13 protein-coding genes are annotated in these 16,870 nt (G+C 67.8%); 7 read left to right on the top strand and 6 right to left on the bottom strand.

The genetic code is table 11. The features are described 5' to 3' along the window. The first annotated feature begins 217 nt into the window (after window positions 1-217). Complete coding sequence (locus WS62_RS06205; protein WP_066569046.1) at window positions 218-1,132, top strand: glutaminase; 915 nt, start codon at window positions 218-220, stop codon at window positions 1,130-1,132. Window positions 1,133-1,593: 461 nt separating this feature from the next. On the opposite strand, the gene WS62_RS06210 is transcribed toward WS62_RS06205, so the two are convergent. Together WS62_RS06210 and sfnG are read right to left on the bottom strand one after the other, a co-directional pair. Continuing rightward, window positions 1,594-2,316 carry a ribonuclease T2 gene (locus tag WS62_RS06210; RefSeq protein WP_066569047.1) on the bottom strand — a complete coding sequence of 241 codons (723 nt, stop codon included), beginning with the start codon at window positions 2,314-2,316 and terminating at the stop codon, window positions 1,594-1,596. Between the two features lie 412 nt (window positions 2,317-2,728). Beyond that, a complete protein-coding gene (sfnG, locus tag WS62_RS06215) occupies window positions 2,729-3,823 on the bottom strand; it encodes a dimethylsulfone monooxygenase SfnG (protein WP_059471593.1) in 1,095 nt (364 codons plus the stop codon). A gap of 357 nt (window positions 3,824-4,180) precedes the next feature. Between sfnG and WS62_RS06220 the strand changes: the two genes are divergently transcribed. The 6 genes from WS62_RS06220 (at window position 4,181) to WS62_RS06245 (ending at window position 12,321) form a co-directional block, all read left to right on the top strand. Beyond that, entirely contained in the window at window positions 4,181-5,383 is a 1,203-nt protein-coding gene (locus WS62_RS06220) for an efflux RND transporter periplasmic adaptor subunit (RefSeq protein ID WP_066569048.1), read from the top strand. A gap of 2 nt (window positions 5,384-5,385) precedes the next feature. Beyond that, entirely contained in the window at window positions 5,386-7,347 is a 1,962-nt protein-coding gene (gene macB, locus WS62_RS06225; protein WP_066569050.1) for a macrolide ABC transporter ATP-binding protein/permease MacB, read from the top strand. Window positions 7,348-7,356: 9 nt separating this feature from the next. After that, on the top strand, window positions 7,357-8,748 hold the full coding sequence (locus WS62_RS06230) for an efflux transporter outer membrane subunit (RefSeq protein ID WP_066569052.1): 1,392 nt from the start codon (window positions 7,357-7,359) through the stop codon (window positions 8,746-8,748). A 112-nt stretch (window positions 8,749-8,860) separates the two neighbouring features. Further along, window positions 8,861-9,475 (top strand): TetR/AcrR family transcriptional regulator, encoded by a 615-nt coding sequence (locus WS62_RS06235; protein ID WP_226377317.1) that lies wholly within the window; start codon window positions 8,861-8,863, stop codon window positions 9,473-9,475. Window positions 9,476-9,518: 43 nt separating this feature from the next. Beyond that, window positions 9,519-10,547, top strand: a complete 1,029-nt coding sequence (locus tag WS62_RS06240; RefSeq protein WP_082720745.1) for an oxygenase MpaB family protein — start codon at window positions 9,519-9,521, stop codon at window positions 10,545-10,547. A gap of 100 nt (window positions 10,548-10,647) precedes the next feature. Then, on the top strand, window positions 10,648-12,321 hold the full coding sequence (locus WS62_RS06245) for a long-chain fatty acid--CoA ligase (protein ID WP_066569055.1): 1,674 nt from the start codon (window positions 10,648-10,650) through the stop codon (window positions 12,319-12,321). Window positions 12,322-12,427: 106 nt separating this feature from the next. Here the strand turns inward: WS62_RS06245 and WS62_RS06250 are convergent, their stop codons facing one another. Genes WS62_RS06250 through WS62_RS06265 form a run of 4 tightly spaced genes read right to left on the bottom strand, consistent with a single transcriptional unit; the run spans window position 12,428 to window position 16,814 of the window. Next, window positions 12,428-13,585 (bottom strand): enoyl-CoA hydratase/isomerase family protein, encoded by a 1,158-nt coding sequence (locus WS62_RS06250; RefSeq protein WP_066569058.1) that lies wholly within the window; start codon window positions 13,583-13,585, stop codon window positions 12,428-12,430. Continuing rightward, complete coding sequence (locus WS62_RS06255) at window positions 13,582-14,376, bottom strand: enoyl-CoA hydratase (RefSeq protein WP_066569061.1); 795 nt, start codon at window positions 14,374-14,376, stop codon at window positions 13,582-13,584. Before WS62_RS06255 ends, WS62_RS06250 begins: the two co-directional genes overlap by 4 nt. Beyond that, window positions 14,376-15,272, bottom strand: a complete 897-nt coding sequence (gene mmsB, locus WS62_RS06260) for a 3-hydroxyisobutyrate dehydrogenase (RefSeq protein ID WP_066569063.1) — start codon at window positions 15,270-15,272, stop codon at window positions 14,376-14,378. Before mmsB ends, WS62_RS06255 begins: the two co-directional genes overlap by 1 nt. A gap of 12 nt (window positions 15,273-15,284) precedes the next feature. Next, window positions 15,285-16,814, bottom strand: a complete 1,530-nt coding sequence (locus WS62_RS06265) for a CoA-acylating methylmalonate-semialdehyde dehydrogenase (protein ID WP_066569066.1) — start codon at window positions 16,812-16,814, stop codon at window positions 15,285-15,287. Window positions 16,815-16,870 lie beyond the last annotated feature (56 nt).

Genomic DNA, 16,870 nt, shown 5'->3' on the forward strand with positions numbered 1-16,870 from the left:
CCTCTTCGAATCTCATCTTCCGGGTTTCCTGTAACCACCGTGCCCGGCTTACGGGTGGCTTCATGCCGCACCCAAAAACCGGACAGATTACGTGCTACAGACCCGGACAATTCATTTGCTCGCGACACGATGCGCCGCCGATGCTTGACGAATTGCCGCCGAGAAGGTTCCATACGGGCTCGCTTCATACCCGCGCGGCGCACCGCGTACCGATTCGATGAATTACGCAGCGATCCTAGAACGCATCCACACCGAACTCGCGCCCTGGATCGGCGCGGGCCGCGTCGCCGACTACATCCCCGAACTCGCGAAGGTGCCCGCCGAACGGTTCGGCATGGCCGTCGTCACGCTCGACGGCGAAGTCCACACGGTCGGCGATGCGCGCGAGCGCTTCTCGATCCAGAGCATCTCCAAGCTGTTCGCGTGCACGCTCGCGTTCCAACTGCTCGGCGACGAACTGTGGCAGCGCGTCGGGCGCGAGCCGTCCGGCACCGCGTTCAACTCGCTCGTGCAGCTCGAAAGCGAGCGCGGCAAGCCGCGCAATCCGTTCATCAACGCGGGCGCGCTCGTCGTCGCCGACGTGCTGAGCCGCCGCTTCGTGCGCGCGGAGACGGCGCTCGTCGAATTCATCCGGCGCCTGACCGGCATCGCCGACATCGACTACGATTCGCGCGTCGCGCTGTCCGAGTTGCAGCACGCGGAGCGCAACCGCGCGATGGCGCATTTCATGGCGAGCTTCGGCAACATGCAGATGCCGCCGGAGATGGTTGTCGACGCGTATTGCCGCCAATGCGCGATCACGATGAATTGCGTCGAGCTCGCGCAGGCGGCGCTCTTTCTCGCGAACGGCGGCGTCGCGCCGGCGACGGGCGCGCGGATTCTCGATCCGAGCTCGGCGAAGCGACTGTCGGCGCTGATGCTGACCTGCGGCACCTACGACGCCGCCGGCGACTTCGTCTACCGCGTCGGGCTGCCGGCGAAGAGCGGCGTCGGCGGCGGGATCGTCGCGGTGCTGCCGGGCGAGATGGCGGTGTGCGTGTGGTCGCCCGGGCTCGATCCGAACGGCAACTCGCTCGCGGGGACGCTGGCCTTGGAATGGTTGACGACCTATTCAGGGCGATCGATTTTTTGAAGCGCCGAGGTCAAGCGCGACTCATCCGGCGCAACGGCGGCAGGTTTATGTCGGCGCTCGCCGGCACGCTCGCGCTCGAGTGGCTGACGACGTATTCGGGGCGTTCGATTTTCTGACGACTTCAGCGGCGCGACGCAGGATCTGACGGCGCGCGAGCGCCTTGATGTCGCCGGTCACCGATGACCCACGCGACCGCTCCTCCGCAAGCCGCGCCGCCAGTTGCCAATCGGCGACCTGCGCGCCGGCAAGCGATCTCGCTGCTTGACCGGCGGAAAACCGGGCAACGGCCGAGCGGCAACCGGGCGACGTCACGTCGCCGACGCCGGCGACGTTCGCCGCCTACCCGGCAGCCCACCCGGCAGCACTCGGGCTGCCGGTCCGACAACCGCGATCGCTTCGCTTGCGCTCCGCGCCGCTTGCCCGAGCCGCGTACCGCCCGAACTGCGCCAACCAGGCCGCGCTTACTTCGCGATGTAGATCCCGGACGTCGGGCACGTGCCCTGCGTGCTCCCGTCCGTCACGAGCGACGCTGCGCTCGGGAACTGCGAAGTCGCATCCGTCTTCACCGCAATCCACGCCTCGGTGAAATAGCTGACGTAGTTGACCTTCACGCACTTGAGCGATACCGCGCCGCGCGTATTGCTGCCGAACGCGCCTTCGAACGCGCTCAGGAGTTGCGTCCGCGTCACCGTGTTGCCCGCGTTCGATTGCAGGAACGTGTTGAACGACGTCGTCGACAGGCGGCTGACCATCCCGGTCGCGTTGTTCCAGTACGCGTCGGCCGACGGCGCCTGCGCGCAGGTGCCGTGCTTGTACCACTCGTGCTTGTCGAGGCACGACGCGACGCCCGGCATGTACGTCGACAGCGCGCTCAACGTCGACGAGCCGACCGGGTACGAGTCCATGCTGCACCACTGATGGTTGTTGTCGAGGTCGATCTCGTTCTGCGGCACGCCGCAATAGAACGGCTGATTGCCGTCGTAGTTGTTCGGCCACAAACCGTGCAGCGACAAGTTCGTCGACGCGTACGAACCCGACAGCGTGCTGCACTCGGTGGCGCTGTGCGTCGCGCAGAAGCCCGGCTCCCAGGACGTCGCGAGCAACAGATAGTCGTAGGCGTTGGCGGTGTTGCAAGCCGACGCGACCGCAAGCGCGCACACGGCGCGCGCGAAGGTATGAAGCATACCGGCCCCTTCAGTATGGACGCGGCGACCGCGCGAGAGGCGCCGCGATGTTGGTGAACTGTCGGGTGCCTATTGTGCTTTCGTCAATATTGCAGCGGTGTGACCGCGCGAAGGCGCGACGACGCGGGTCGTGCGATGAAGGCGATGCTCGGCGCAGTTGGACGAGATACGGTGAATGCGCATGCGATCGCACGCACGGCGTGGATGTTCGGCGTGGATGTTTCAAACGAGAAATTCAAACGCGGAGTCCGATGAAGCGCCGCGTGCGCTCGCGAACAGCGCCATTCCCTCGCCAGTCCATCGCGCACCCGACAGCGCACGACCCGTCGCTCGTCGCTCGTCGCTCGTCGCTCGTCGCTCGTCGCTCGTCGCGAGACGCGAGACGCTCGACGGGCCGCCGCGTCGCATCGCATCAAGCCGGCTGTGCGTCGCGCTGCCGCTCCAGCTCGCGCACGAGCGGCAGCACGCGCCTGCCGAAATATTCGACATCCTCGAGATAATGGAGGAACCCGCCGAGCACGAGATCGACGCCGATCTCCTTCAGCGCGACGATCCGCTCGGCGATCTGCTCGGGCGTGCCGATCAGGTTGGTCCTGAAACCGTCGTTGTACTGAACGAGATCGGCGAACTTCGAATCGGCCCACATTCCCTGCCCTTCGGGCGCCGCCTTGCCCGCCTGCTTGACCGCGTGGCCGAACGCGTTGACGGCGTCGACGTCCGCGTGACGGACGATCTCGTCGAGCACGTCGCGCGCCTCGCGCTCGGTGTCGCGCGCGATGATGAACGCGTTGACGCCGAATTTCACTTGCCGTCCCTGAGCGGCCGCCGCCGCGCGGATCTCGTCGATCTGCGCGCGATGGCCGTCGAGCGTGTTGCCGTTCATGAAGTACCAGTCGGACACGGCGGCCGCCATCCGGCGCGCGGCCGCCGAGTTGCCGCCCTGGAAGATCTCCGGATGCGGCTGCTGCAACGGCTTCGGCTTCAGCGTGTAGTCATTGAAGCGATAGAAGTCGCCCTTGAACGTGAAATTGTCCTGCGTCCAGACGCCCTTCACCGCTCGGATGAATTCCTCCGAGCGGCGATAGCGCTCGTCGTGCTCGAGCCACGGCTCGCCGATCGCGGTGAATTCGCCCTTGAACCAGCCGCTCACGACGTTGATCGCGACGCGTCCCTGGTTCAACTGATCGATCGTCGCGAGCTGCTTCGCGACGACGGCCGGATGCCACGGCCCCGGCAGGATCGCGGCAATCACCTTAAGCCGCTCGGTCGCGGCGAGGAGCGCATGGCTGAACGCGACGGATTCGTGCTGAAACTCGGCGCCGTAGCCCGCCGTGAAGCGGATCTGGGACAACGCGTAATCGAAGCCGTTCTTCTCGGCGAGCTGCGCGAGACGTCGGTTGTAGTCGATATCCCAGCTCGTGCGCTGCTCGATCTTGCTGACGACCAGGCCGCCGCTGACGTTGGGCACCCAGTAGGCGAACTTGAGGTGGTCCGGCTCGTGACTCATCGGATCGTTCCTTGAAGCATGAAGGGGACGGTAAGGATTCGGCGGCGTGCGGCCGGCCGGTCGGCAATGGCCCTCGGACGCGCCGCTTCGCGCGGCGTCTGTCTCGGCGCATCGTAGGGCGGGCCGGCATGTCAGCCAACCAATGAATTCAGCTATCGATGCCCGCCGCGGCGAGATATGCAAATGACGCACGGCGGCGGCCGAGATCGCGCTTTCACGCCGCGCGTGTAACGAACTGTCGAAATATTGAAGAAATTTGTCGCTGCATTGAACCCGGCGCGCCTTTCCGTATTCCAATGGACGGTTTGCATTTTCATTACAATTGCCCGCCTGCCACGCCTTACCGCTCTGCCTCCCATGAAAAAATCCCAACGCCGCTGGATCGCCGCGGCGGCCGGCGTCGTCGTGCTCGTCTCGCTCGTCGTGCTGGTCCAACGCTTTTTCGCGAAAGACAAGGCGCCGCATTACCTGACCGCGAAAGTCGCCCGCGCCGACCTCGAAAACGCCGTGCTGGCCACGGGCACGCTCCACGCGTTCAAGCAGGTCGACGTCGGCGCACAGGTGTCCGGCCAGTTGAAGTCGCTGAAGGTGAAGCTCGGCGACAAGGTGAAGAAAGATCAATGGCTCGCCGAGATCGATCCGGTGATCTCGCAGAACGAGCTGCGTCAGGCCGAAGCGAACGTCGACAACCTGATCGCGCAGAAGCGCTCGACCGCCGCGCAGCTCAAGCAGGCCGAGCTTGCGTTCAAGCGGCAGCAGCAGATGCTGCCCGACGACGCGACATCGCGCCAGGACTACGAGACCGCGGCCGCGACGCTCGACGTGCAGCGCGCGAGCCTCGCCGCGCTCGACGCACAGATCCGCGAGGCGCGGATCAAGATCGAGATCGCGCGCGCGAACCTCGGCTACACGCGAATCGCCGCGCCGATCGACGGCGAAGTGGTCGCAATCGTCACGCAGGAAGGCCAGACCGTGATCGCGCAACAGCAGGCGCCCGTGATCCTGAAGCTCGCCGAGCTCGACACGATGACGGTCAAAGCCCAGGTGTCCGAAGCGGACGTGATCCGCATCCACCCCGATCAGGCCGCGTACTTCACGATCCTCGGCGAGCCCGACAAGCGCTACTACGGCAAGCTGCGCGCGATCGAGCCCGCGCCGCAGAACTTCCTCGACACGCAAGGCGGACTCGGCGGCATGGGCGGCGGCGGCTCGTCGAAATCGAACACTGCGGTGTTCTACAACGCGCTCTTCGAAGTGCCGAATTCCGGCCATCGGCTGCGCATCTCGATGACCGCGCAAGTGAGCATCCTGCTCGGCACCGCGCGCAACGCGCTCAACATTCCCGTCACCGCGCTCGGCGCGAAGGACAAGGACGGCACGTACCCGGTGCGCGTGGTCGGCGTCGACGACAAAGTCGCGACCCGCAAGGTTCGCACCGGCATCAACAACAACGTGAAGGTCGAAGTGCTCGCGGGCCTGAAGGAAGGCGAGCGCGTGATCATCGGCGACGCGAACGAACCCGCGGCCGCCGGCGCCGCCGCGTCCGGCGCGGGGAGCTGACGATGGCCGAACCATTGCTGCAACTGATGCACGTCACGCGGCGTTTTCCCGCGGGCGACAAGGACGTCGTCGTGCTCGACGACGTGAGCCTCTCGATCGGCGCGGGCGAGATCGTCGCGATCGTCGGCGCGTCCGGCTCGGGCAAGTCGACGCTGATGAACATCCTCGGCTGCCTCGATCATCCGAGCGCGGGCAGCTACAAGGTGAGCGGACGCGAGACGAGCGAGCTCGAAAGCGACGAGCTCGCGCGCCTGCGCCGCGAGCATTTCGGCTTCATCTTCCAGCGCTATCACCTGCTGCCGCATCTCTGCGCGGCCGCGAACGTCGAGATGCCGGCCGTCTACGCGGGGAGCGCGCACGCCGAGCGGCGCGAGCGCGCGCTGAAGCTGCTCGCGCGGCTCGGCCTGTCGGATCGCGCCGACCATCGGCCGAGCCAGTTGTCGGGCGGACAGCAGCAGCGCGTCAGCATCGCGCGCGCGCTGATGAACGGCGGCGAAGTGATTCTCGCCGACGAGCCGACGGGCGCGCTCGATTCGAAGAGCGGCCAGGACGTGATCCGGGTCCTGCGCGAGCTGAACGCGCTCGGCCACACGGTCATCATCGTCACGCACGACGAGCACGTCGCCGCGCATGCGCGGCGCATCATCGAGATCAGCGACGGCCGGATCGTCGGCGACCGGCTCAATCCGCGCGCGGACGACGCCGACGGCGAGCACGACGCGAACGGCGGCCCGGCGCCCCACCGCACGCGCCGTCTGTCGGCGGGCGTCGGCCGCTTCGCGGAAGCGTTCCGGATGGCATGGATCGCGCTCGTGTCGCATCGGCTGCGCACGCTGCTGACGATGCTCGGCATCATCATCGGGATCACGTCGGTCGTGTCGATCGTCGCGATCGGCGAAGGCGCGAAGCGCTACATGCTCGACGAGATCGGCAGCATCGGCACGAACACGATCAACGTCTACCCCGGCCGCGACTGGGGCGACAGCCGCGCGGACACGATCCAGACGCTCGTGCCCGCCGACGCCGCAGCGCTCGCCGAGCAGATCTACGTCGACAGCGCGACGCCCGAGACGTCGCGCAGCCTGCTGCTGCGCTATCGGAACGTCGACGTCAACGCGCTCGTGAGCGGCGTCGGCGAGCGCTTCTTCCAGGTGCGCGGGATGAAGATGGCGCAAGGCATCGCGTTCGGGCCCGACGAGGTGCGCCGCCAGGCGCAGGTTGCGGTGATCGACGAGAACACGCGCCGCAAGCTGTTCGGCGCGAAGCCGAACCCGCTCGGCGAAGTGATCCTGATCGACAACCTGCCGTGCGTCGTGATCGGCGTGACCGCGGAAAAGAAGAGCGCGTTCGGCGACATGAAGAACCTCAACGTCTGGGTGCCGTACACGACCGCATCGGGGCGTCTGTTCGGCCAGCGCCATCTCGACAGCATCACGGTGCGCGTGCGCGACGGCCAGCCGAGCGACGCGGCCGAGAAGAGCCTGACGAAGCTGATGCTGCAACGGCACGGCCGCAAGGATTTCTTCACGTACAACATGGACAGCGTCGTCAAGACCGTCGAGAAAACCGGACAATCGCTGACGCTGCTGCTGTCGCTGATCGCGGTGATCTCGCTCGTCGTCGGCGGAATCGGCGTGATGAACATCATGCTCGTGTCCGTGACCGAGCGCACGCGCGAGATCGGCATCCGGATGGCGGTCGGCGCGCGGCAGGCCGACATCATGCAGCAGTTCCTCGTCGAAGCCGTGACCGTGTGCCTGATGGGCGGCGCGATCGGCATCGTGCTGTCGTTCGGGATGAGTTTCCTGTTCTCGCTGTTCGTCGATCAATGGAAGATGGTGTTCTCGGCCGGCTCGATCGTGTCGGCGTTCCTGTGCTCGACGCTGATCGGCGTCGTGTTCGGCTTCATGCCCGCGCGCAACGCGTCGCGGCTCGATCCGATCGATGCGCTCGCGCGCGATTGAGGTGAAGCGATGACGCACTTCCCGACCCGTCGTTTCGCCCGACGCGCCGCCGCGTTTGCATGTGCGTCTGCATTGCTGACCGGCTGCGCGACGCAGTCGCGCGACACGCCGCCGCACGCGGTCCGCTTGCCCGAGCAATGGGCGTCGCCCGTCGCCGCGCAGGCGAGCGCCGCGCCCGACGACTGGTGGCGCCGCTTCGGCGACCCGACGCTCGATCGCCTGATCGACGAAGCGCTGCGCACGAACAACGATCTCGCGGCCGCCGCGATCCGTGTCTATCGCGCGCAACTGCAGGCAGGGCTCGCCGATACGAACCTGACGCCGAACGTGACGCTCGGCGCGACCGGCAACGTATCGCGCACGCTCGACACGCACCGGATGGGCCGCACGAGCGGCATCACGGCGACGCTCGGCTACGAGCTCGACTTGTGGGGCAAGCTCGCCGCGCAGCGCGACGCCGCGCGCTGGGAGCTCGAAGCGACGCAGGCCGACCGCGATGCGGCGCGGCTGTCGCTGATCGGCACGACGGCGGCGCTGTACTGGCAGGTCGCATACCTGAACCAGCAGATCGCGCTCGGCAACGCGAACATCGCGTATGCGGAGCGGACGCTGAAGCTCGTGCGCTCGCGCCATGCGGCGGGAGCGACGTCCGGTCTCGACGTCGCGCAAGCCGAGCGCAACCTGTCCGCGCTGCGTGCCGACCAGACGCAACTGATCCAGCAGCGCGCCGAGAACCGCAACGCGCTCGCGATCCTGTTCGACCGGCCGCCGCAGCGGCAAGCAGCCGAGCGCGGCGCGCTGCCCGATGCGCCGCTGCCGGAAGTCGCCGCGGGCCTGCCCGCCGAGCTGCTCGGCCGCCGCCCCGATCTGCGCGCGGCCGAGTTCCGGCTGCGCGAATCGCTCGCGAACGTCGACGTGACGCGCACGAGCTTCTACCCGACCTTCACGCTGACGGGCAACATCGGCACGGCGAGCACGAGCCTCGAGCGCGTGCTGCAAAACCCGGTCGCGACGCTCGGCCTCGGGCTCGCGCTGCCGTTCATCCAGTGGAACACGATGCAGTTGCAGATCAAGGTGTCGAAAACGCAGTACGAGGAAGCGGTCGTCAATTTCCGCCAGAACCTGTATCGCGCGCTCGGCGAGGTCGAGAACGCGCTGTCCGCGCGCGTGCAGCTCGACGCCGAGGCCGACGAACGCACGCTCGCGCTCGCACAGGCGCGGCGTGCGGAATCGCTTGCGAGGGCGCGCTTCGTCGCCGGCGCGACAGGCGTGCAGCCGTGGCTCGACGAACAGCAACGGCTGCGCGATGCGCAAAGCGCGCTGGCGCGCGCCCAATTGGGCCGCCTCAACAATCGGATGAGCATCTACAAGGCGCTGGGCGGCGCGGACCGGTCGTCCTGAGCGCAGCCCCAATCCGCGCGCGCCTCGCCGTTTCGAGTCCGCGCTCGAACGAATTCGCTTGCCGAAATCCTACGCCGCTGCATATATTTCCTACGCATGTGAAGGAACAGCGATGCAAGAACGTACTCGTGCCGCCCATTTGGGCCCCGAGCGCAGACGGCCGCAGGTGCTGGACGCCGCGCTGCGCATTGCCGTCACGCGCGGATTGGCGGGCGTGTCGATGGAAGCGATCGCGCAGGCGCTCGGCGTCACGCGGCCGGTCGTCTACGCGTGCTTCGCATCGCGCGAAGAATTGATCGACGCGCTGCTCGAACGCGAAGAGCGCCGCCTGTTCGACGGCGTGATTTCCGCGTTACCGCACGAGCCGCCGTTCGGCGATCCGAAGCAATGGATGACGGCCGGATTCCAGGCGCTGCTGAAGGTCGTCGCGGAGCACGCCGATTCGTGGCGGCTCGTGCTCGCCGCGGATCACGATCGCGACGCGGTCGAACGCTACGGCAATGCGCGACGCCGCGTCGCGCAGCAGGTCGGCGCGCTGATGGGGCCCATGATGAAGAAGGCGGGCGTCAAGCAGATCGACAAGAAGCTGCCCGTGCTCGTCGAAATCTTCATGTCGCTCGGCGACGGCGCGGTGCGCGCGATGCTCGACGACGAACAGCAGTGGACGCCGGACGAACTCGGCGCATACGTGGGCCGGATCGTGCTCGGCGGATTCATGAAAGCCTGACGGCCGGATTCTTCCAGTGGCGGCGCATACAGGAGACATTGCGATGGATTTAGTCAGGAATATTGATCGTCAGGACCGGAAACGACAGGAAGACTACGGTTTCTTCGGCCCCGATTCCCCGACCTGGCGCGTGTGGACCTGCCCCACCGCGCTCACCATCGGCTTTCAGCGCTCCGTCGTCGTCGAGGAGCTCGATCCGTTCCTGCTCGCGGCCGTCAACTCCCGGCGCGGCATCTACACGAACCCGAAGCTGCGCTACGACCGGACGATCCGGTATTTCGCGACGGTGGCGGTCGGCGACGCGCGCAGCGCGCTCGACGCGTCCGAGATACTCGTGAAAGTGCACGCGAAAGCGGTCGGCATCGAGCCCGTCAGCGGCAAGCGCTTCGACGCGAACGATCCGGATTCGCAGCTGTGGATTCTGCTCACCGGCTGGCATTCGGTGCTGATCGCGTACGAGCGCTTCGGCCCCGGCAAGCTGTCCGCGGCCGACGAAGCGCGCTATTGGGAAGAATGCGCGATCGCGGCCGAGCTGCAGACATGCCCGTCGTCCGCCGTGCCGCGCACGCGGCAAGGCATCCGCCAGTATTTCGCCGAGATGCGCCCGCGGCTCGCCGCATCGGAACTCACGCAATCGACGATGCGGTATCTGCTCGACGGCTCGCGGATCACGATCGACGCCAACACGTCGCGCGCCGCGCGCCCGTTCCTGAAGCTCGCGGCATGGGTCATGCGCGCCGCGACGCTGTCGACGATGCCCGCGTACATGCGCGAGCTCGCCGGCATTCGCCAGCCGCATTGGGTCGGCGCCGCCATTGCGCCGCTCGTGCGCGCCGCGATGAAGTTACTCGCGACGCAGCGTGCTTCGCTCGCGCTCGTCGACGCCATCACGCCGTCGACCCGCCCGGTCATCGAGCCCGTGATCCGAGGCGTGCCGCCCGAGCGCGGCGAAACGCTGACGCCCGCCGAGGCGCGCGAACGCTACGGCCGGATCAGCGCGGCGGACATCTATCGGCGAATCCTGCAAGGCGGCGCGGGCGAAGGCGCCGCGGAACCCGCGGCGGTGCGTTGACGCGCCGCGACGCAGGCTCGCGGCACGCATCGCCGATGCAGCCGAGCGATGCCGCGAGCCACTCGCGGCACGCCGAATACACCAACGAGGAGACATGAGAATGAACAGGATCTGGCTTGCGGCCTATCCGCCCGGCGTGCCGGCCGATATCGACACGTCGCGCTATGCGTCGCTCGTCGCGCTGATGGAGGCGAGCTTTCGCGACTATCGCGCGCGCGACGCGTTCGTCTGCATGGGCAAATCGATCACGTACGGCGAGCTCGACGCGCTGTCGCGCAAGCTCGGCGCGTGGCTTCAGTCGCGCGGCCTGTCGCGCGGCGCGCGGGTCGCGATCATGCTGCCGAACGTGCTGCAGTACCCGGTGGCGATCGCCGCGATCCTGCGCGCGGGCTATGTGGTCGTCAACGTGAACCCGCTCTACACGCCGCGCGAACTCGAGCACCAACTGAAGGACAGCGGCGCCGAGGCGATCGTGATCCTCGAGAACTTCGCGACGACGCTGCAGGCGGTGATCGCGAAGACGTCGATCAAGCACGTCGTCGTCGCCGCGATGGGCGATCTGCTCGGCGTGAAGGGCGTCCTCGTTAATTATGTCGTGCGCCGCGTGAAGAAGATGGTGCCGGCATGGAGCCTGCCATCGTACACGCGCTTCAATGCGGCGCTCGCGCAGGGCGCGCAGCATGCGCTGCGGCGCATCCCGATCGAGCCGAACGACATCGCATTCCTGCAATACACGGGCGGCACAACGGGCGTATCGAAGGGCGCGACGCTGCTGCATCGGAACATCGTCGCCAACGTGCTGCAGTCCGAAGCATGGCGCGCGCCGCTCGTCGAAGGCCGGCCGAAGGACGTGCAGTTCGTGACCGCGATCGCGCTGCCGTTCTATCACGTGTTCGCGCTGACGGTGTGCGGCTTCATGACGATCCACGCGGGCGGGCTCGGCGTGCTGATCCCGAATCCGCGCGACATCGGCGGGATGATCGCCGCGCTCGAAGGCTATCCGATCTCCGCGTTCCCGGCCGTCAACACGCTCTACAACGCGGTGCTGCATCATGCCGACTTCCCGAAGCTCGACTTCTCGAAGCTCATTGTCGCGAACGGCGGCGGGATGGCGATCCAGGACAGCGTCGCGAAGCGCTGGCACGAGTGCACGCGCGTGCCGATCGTCGAAGGCTACGGCCTGTCGGAGACGTCGCCGAGCGCGACCTGCAATCCGGTGACGATCGCCGCGCACACCGGCACCGTCGGCGTGCCGCTGCCGTCGACCGAGATCGCGATCCGCGACGATGCCGGCCGCGACGTGCCGCTCGGCCAGGCGGGCGAAATCTGCATTCGCGGTCCGCAGGTGATGGCGGGCTACTGGAATCGGCCGGACGAAACCGCGAAGGTCATGACGCCGGACGGCTTCTTCAAGTCCGGCGACGTCGGCGTGATGGACGAACGCGGCTACGTGAAGATCGTCGACCGCAAGAAGGACATGATTCTCGTGTCGGGCTTCAACGTCTATCCGAACGAGATCGAGGACGTGGTCGCGTCCCATCCGGGCGTGTACGAAGTCGCGGCGATCGGCGTGCCCGACGAGCATTCGGGCGAGGCGGTGAAGCTGTTCGTCGTGAAGAAGGACCCGGCGCTCACCACCCAGGACGTGCTCGCGTACTGCAAGGAACGCCTCACGAACTACAAGCGGCCGAAGCACATCGAGTTCCGCGCCGATCTGCCGAAGAGCAACGTCGGCAAGATCCTGCGACGCGAGCTGCGCGACGCGGCTCGCTGAGCGCCGCATCGCGCGACGGCGCATCGATGCGCCGTCGCGCCCTTGCGACGTCGTGCCGGACCGCGCGGCCCGGCGCACCCGGCGGCGCGCCGGCCGTCACGTCATTTCACGTCATGTCATGTCGCGCCGCGCCGAGATCGGCGAGCGGATGCGTGTCGCGCTTCCACGGCGACGCGAGAAAATGCTGGACACGCTCGCGCTGCACCTCGACGAGCGACGCGGGCGCCCAGCCCGGCCTGCGATCCTTGTCGACGAGATGCGCGCGCACGCCTTCGCAGAAATCGCCCTCCTCGATCGCGTGCGCGACGATCCCGAGCTCCATCCGGAACGATTCGGCGAGCGTCATCTGCCGGCCGCGCAACAGCGCCTCGCGCGTGACTTCGAGCATCGTCGGCGAATGGCTCGTCAATGCGTCGAGCGTCGTCTGCAGCCATTGCCGGTGCTCGCGCGACAGCTCGTCGCGCGTCAGATCCTGCCGCAGCGTCGCTGCGATCCGCTCGACGCCCGAGCGCTTGTCGAAATGCCGGACGATCCATGGCATCTGGCTGTCGAGCGCCGCGTGCGGCACGACGTTGCACGGCGGCGCGAACACCGCGCGCAGTGCGCGCAGCGCGTCGCCCGACCAGTCCGTGCGTTCGAGCCGCGTCTCGAACGTGTCGAGCCACGACGACGGCACCGACAGATCGGCCAGCTTCGCGACGAGCGCATCCGCGCCCGACAGCGTCGCGCCCGTCAGGCCGACGTACAGCGACAGCTCGACCGGCAGCTTCGCGAGAAAATGCGTCGCGCCGACGTCGGGCACGAAGCCGATCCGCGTCTCCGGCATCGCGATCTTGCTGCGCTCGGTCGACACGCGCAGCGCGGCGCCCTGCGCAAGCCCCATCCCGCCGCCCATCGTGATGCCGTCCATCAGCGCGACGACGGGCTTCGGGAACGTGTGGATCGCGTAATCGAGCCGGTATTCGTCGACGAAGAACGTCAGCCAGCCGCGGCCGCCCGCCTTCGCCATCCGGTAGAGCGCGCGCACGTCGCCGCCCGCGCAAAAGCCCTTGTCGCCCGCGCCGCGCAGCACGACGGCGACGATCGAGCGATCGTCGCGGCAGCGTTCGAGCAACGCGGCGAGCTCGCGCACCATGTCGTGCGACAGCGCGTTGAGCGCGGCCGGCCGGTTCAGCGTGATCAGCGCGACGCGGTTCACGACGCGCATCTGCACGTCGCGCGCCGCCGTGTCGTGGCGAGCGTCGTGCATCATCGGCGTGCTCATTGCGGGTGCCCTCCGTCGTCGATTCGCCATTGCGGCTCGCGCTTGCCGAGGAATGCGGCGACGCCTTCGCGCGGCTCGCCGCCGTCGAACAGGTCGACGAAGCGCTCGCGCTCGATTGCGAGCGCCGCGCCGCGCGGCACGCCCTGCCGCGCGAGGCCGATCAGTTCCTTCGCAACGCCAACCGCGCGCGGGCCGAGCGCGACCGCGCCGCGCGCGAGCTCGAGCGCGGCGTCGCGCGCACGGCCCGTGTCGACGACTTCCTCGACGAGGCCGATGCGCAGCGCGGTTTGCGCATCGACGCGCACGCCCGCGAGAATCATCCGCTTCGCCCAGCCTTCGCCGACGAGCCAGGGCAGCGTCTGCGTGCCGAGCCCGCACGGCGTGAGGCCCACTGATGGCTCGGGCAGCGCCATCTGCGCGTGCCGCTCGGCGATGCGCATGTCGCACGCGAGCGCGCATTCGAGGCCGCCGCCCATCGCATAGCCGTTGATCGCGGCGATCGTCGGAAAGCGCGCGTCGTGCAACGCCTCGAACGCCGCGCCGAAGCGCGCGGCCATCGTGCGCGCCATCGCGTGATCGCCTTGCGCGAACGCGTTCAGATCCGCGCCCGCGCTGAAGAACTTCGGGCCGTCGCCCGTGACGACGAGCGCGCGCACGCGGGAATCGGCCTCGAGCCGCTCGATCGTGCGCTGCAGTTGAAGGAGCCCGTCCGCGCTGAACGTATTCGCGGACGGGCGCTTGAGCGTGACGAGCGCGATCGCGCCGTCGTCGGCGTAGTCGAGCTCGATCATCAGGCGTCCTTCTTGACCGGTTGATACAGGCGGATCACCGCGGAGAAATCGAGCTTGCCGTCGCCGCGGCTGCTCATCGTCTGATACAGTTGCTGCGCGAGCGCGCCGAGATACACCGGCTGCCGGACCTGCTTGGCCGCGTCGTTCGCGAGGCCGAGATCCTTCAGCATCAGATCGGCGCCGAAGCCGCCCGTGTAGCCGCGCGACGACGGCGCGGTCTCGATCACGCCCGGATACGGGTTGTACGTGTCCGAGCTCCAGCAGCGGCCCGTCGACGTGTTGATGATGCCGGCGAGCACCTTCGGATCGATGCCGAGCGACGCGCCGAGCGCCATCGCCTCGGAAACGCCCGCCATCGTGATCCCGAGCACGAGGTTGTTGCAGACCTTCGCGACCTGCCCCATCCCGGTCGCGCCGCAGTGGGCGATGTTCTTGCCCATCGCCGAGAGCACGGGCTTCACGCGCTCGAAGTCGGCGTCGCTGCCGCCGACCATGAACGTCAGCGTGCCCGCCGCCGCGCCGCCCGTGCCGCCCGACACCGGCGCGTCGACGAATGCGCCGCCCTTGCCGCGCACGAGCTCGCCGAACGCCTGCGCGCTCGCCGGATCGATGGTGCTCGAATCGATCAGCATCGCGCCCGCGCCAAGGCCGGCCAACACGCCGTCGTCCTGCGTGAGCACGGCGCGCACGTGTGCGGCCGCGGGCAGCATCGTGACGACGAACTCGGCGCCCATCGCCGCGTCGCGCGGCGACATCACGACGTGCGCGCCGCCGTCCTTCACGAGGCGCAGCGCGTCCTCGCTGAGGTCGAACGCGTGCACTTCATGGCCTGCTTTCAGCAGGTTGAGCGCCATCGGCGCGCCCATGTGGCCCAAACCGATAAAACCGATCTTCATCGCGCCTCCCGATCAATGCAGCCGAATCGTCGTGTTGACGGCGCCCGCCGTCGCGTCGTCGTCGAACCAGCGCGCGGTGACGGTCTTCGTCTGCGTGTAGAACTGCACGACCTGCTTGCCATAAGGGCCGAGATCGCCGAGCTTCGAGCCGCGCGAGCCCGTGAAGCTGAAAAACGGCACCGGCACCGGAATCGGAATGTTGATGCCGACCTGGCCGATGTCGATCTCGCTCTGGAACTTGCGCGCGGCCGCGCCGCTCTGCGTGAAGAGGCCGACGCCGTTGCCGAACGGATTCGCGTTGACGAGCGCGATCGCTTCGTCGAGCGTCTCGACCGACATCACGCACAGCACCGGCCCGAAGATCTCGTGCGTGTAGATCGTCATCTCCGGCTTCACGTCCGCGAAGACCGTCGGGCCGATGAAGTTGCCGTGCGGATAGCCGTCGACGTTCGTGTCGCGGCCGTCGAGCGCGAGCATCGCGCCCTCCTTCTCGCCCGTCTCGATGAGACCGAGGATCCGCTGCTTCGCCGCGCGCGACACGACCGGGCCGACGTCGGTGCCCGCCTCCGCGCCCGCGCTGACCTTCAGCGTCTTCGCCTTCGCGACGATGTCGGGCAGCCAGTCGCGCGCCGCGCCGACAAGCACCGCGACCGACGTCGCCATGCAGCGCTGGCCCGCCGCGCCGAACGCCGCGCCGACGAGCGCGTTGATCGTCTGCTCGCGGTTCGCGTCGGGCAGGATCACCGCGTGGTTCTTCGCGCCCATCATCGCCTGCACGCGCTTGCCGTGCTCGCTGCCGAGCCGGTACACGTGCGTGCCGACGGCCGTCGAGCCGACGAACGAGATCGCCTTCACGAGCGGATGCGAACACAGCACGTCGACGGCTTCCTTGCCGCCGTGCACGACGTTCAACACGCCCTTCGGCACGCCCGCCTCGATCGCGAGCTCGACGAGCTGCATCGTCGACAGCGGGTCCTGCTCGGACGGCTTCAGCACGAACGTGTTGCCGCAGACGATCGCCATCGGGAACATCCACAGCGGGATCATCGCCGGGAAGTTGAACGGCGTGATGCCGACGCACACGCCGAGCGGCTGGCGCAGCGTGTAGGTATCGACGCCGCCCGCGACGTTCTCCGCGAATTCGCCCAATTGCAGCGAGCCGACCGAGCACGCGTGCTCGACGACTTCGAGGCCGCGGAAGATGTCGCCTTCGGCGTCGGGCAGCGTCTTGCCCTGCTCGGCCGTCAGCGTCTTCGCGATCTGCGGCAGGTTCGCGCGCACGAGCTCCTGGAACTTCAGCATGATCCGCATCCGCGCGGACAGCGGCGTGCTCTTCCATTTCGCGAACGCGGCCTGCGCGGATTCGACCGCCGCGTCGACCTCGGCCGGCGTCGCGAACGGCACGCGCGCGAGCAGTTCCTGCGTCGCCGGATTGACGATGTCGCGCCACTCGGTCGCGTGGGACTCGACAAATTCGCCGCCGATCAATAGCTTCACGGTCGGCACGTGATGTCCCTTCTGGGACGACGGGGTTGCGTTCATCGTGCGATTCTCCAGGCTATGGCCGGCGACGCGCCGCGCGCGTCACCGGCCGGTTT

Origin of the sequence: Burkholderia sp. ABCPW 14, from assembly GCF_001523835.1 — a bacterium.
Lineage (GTDB): Bacteria > Pseudomonadota > Gammaproteobacteria > Burkholderiales > Burkholderiaceae > Burkholderia > Burkholderia mayonis.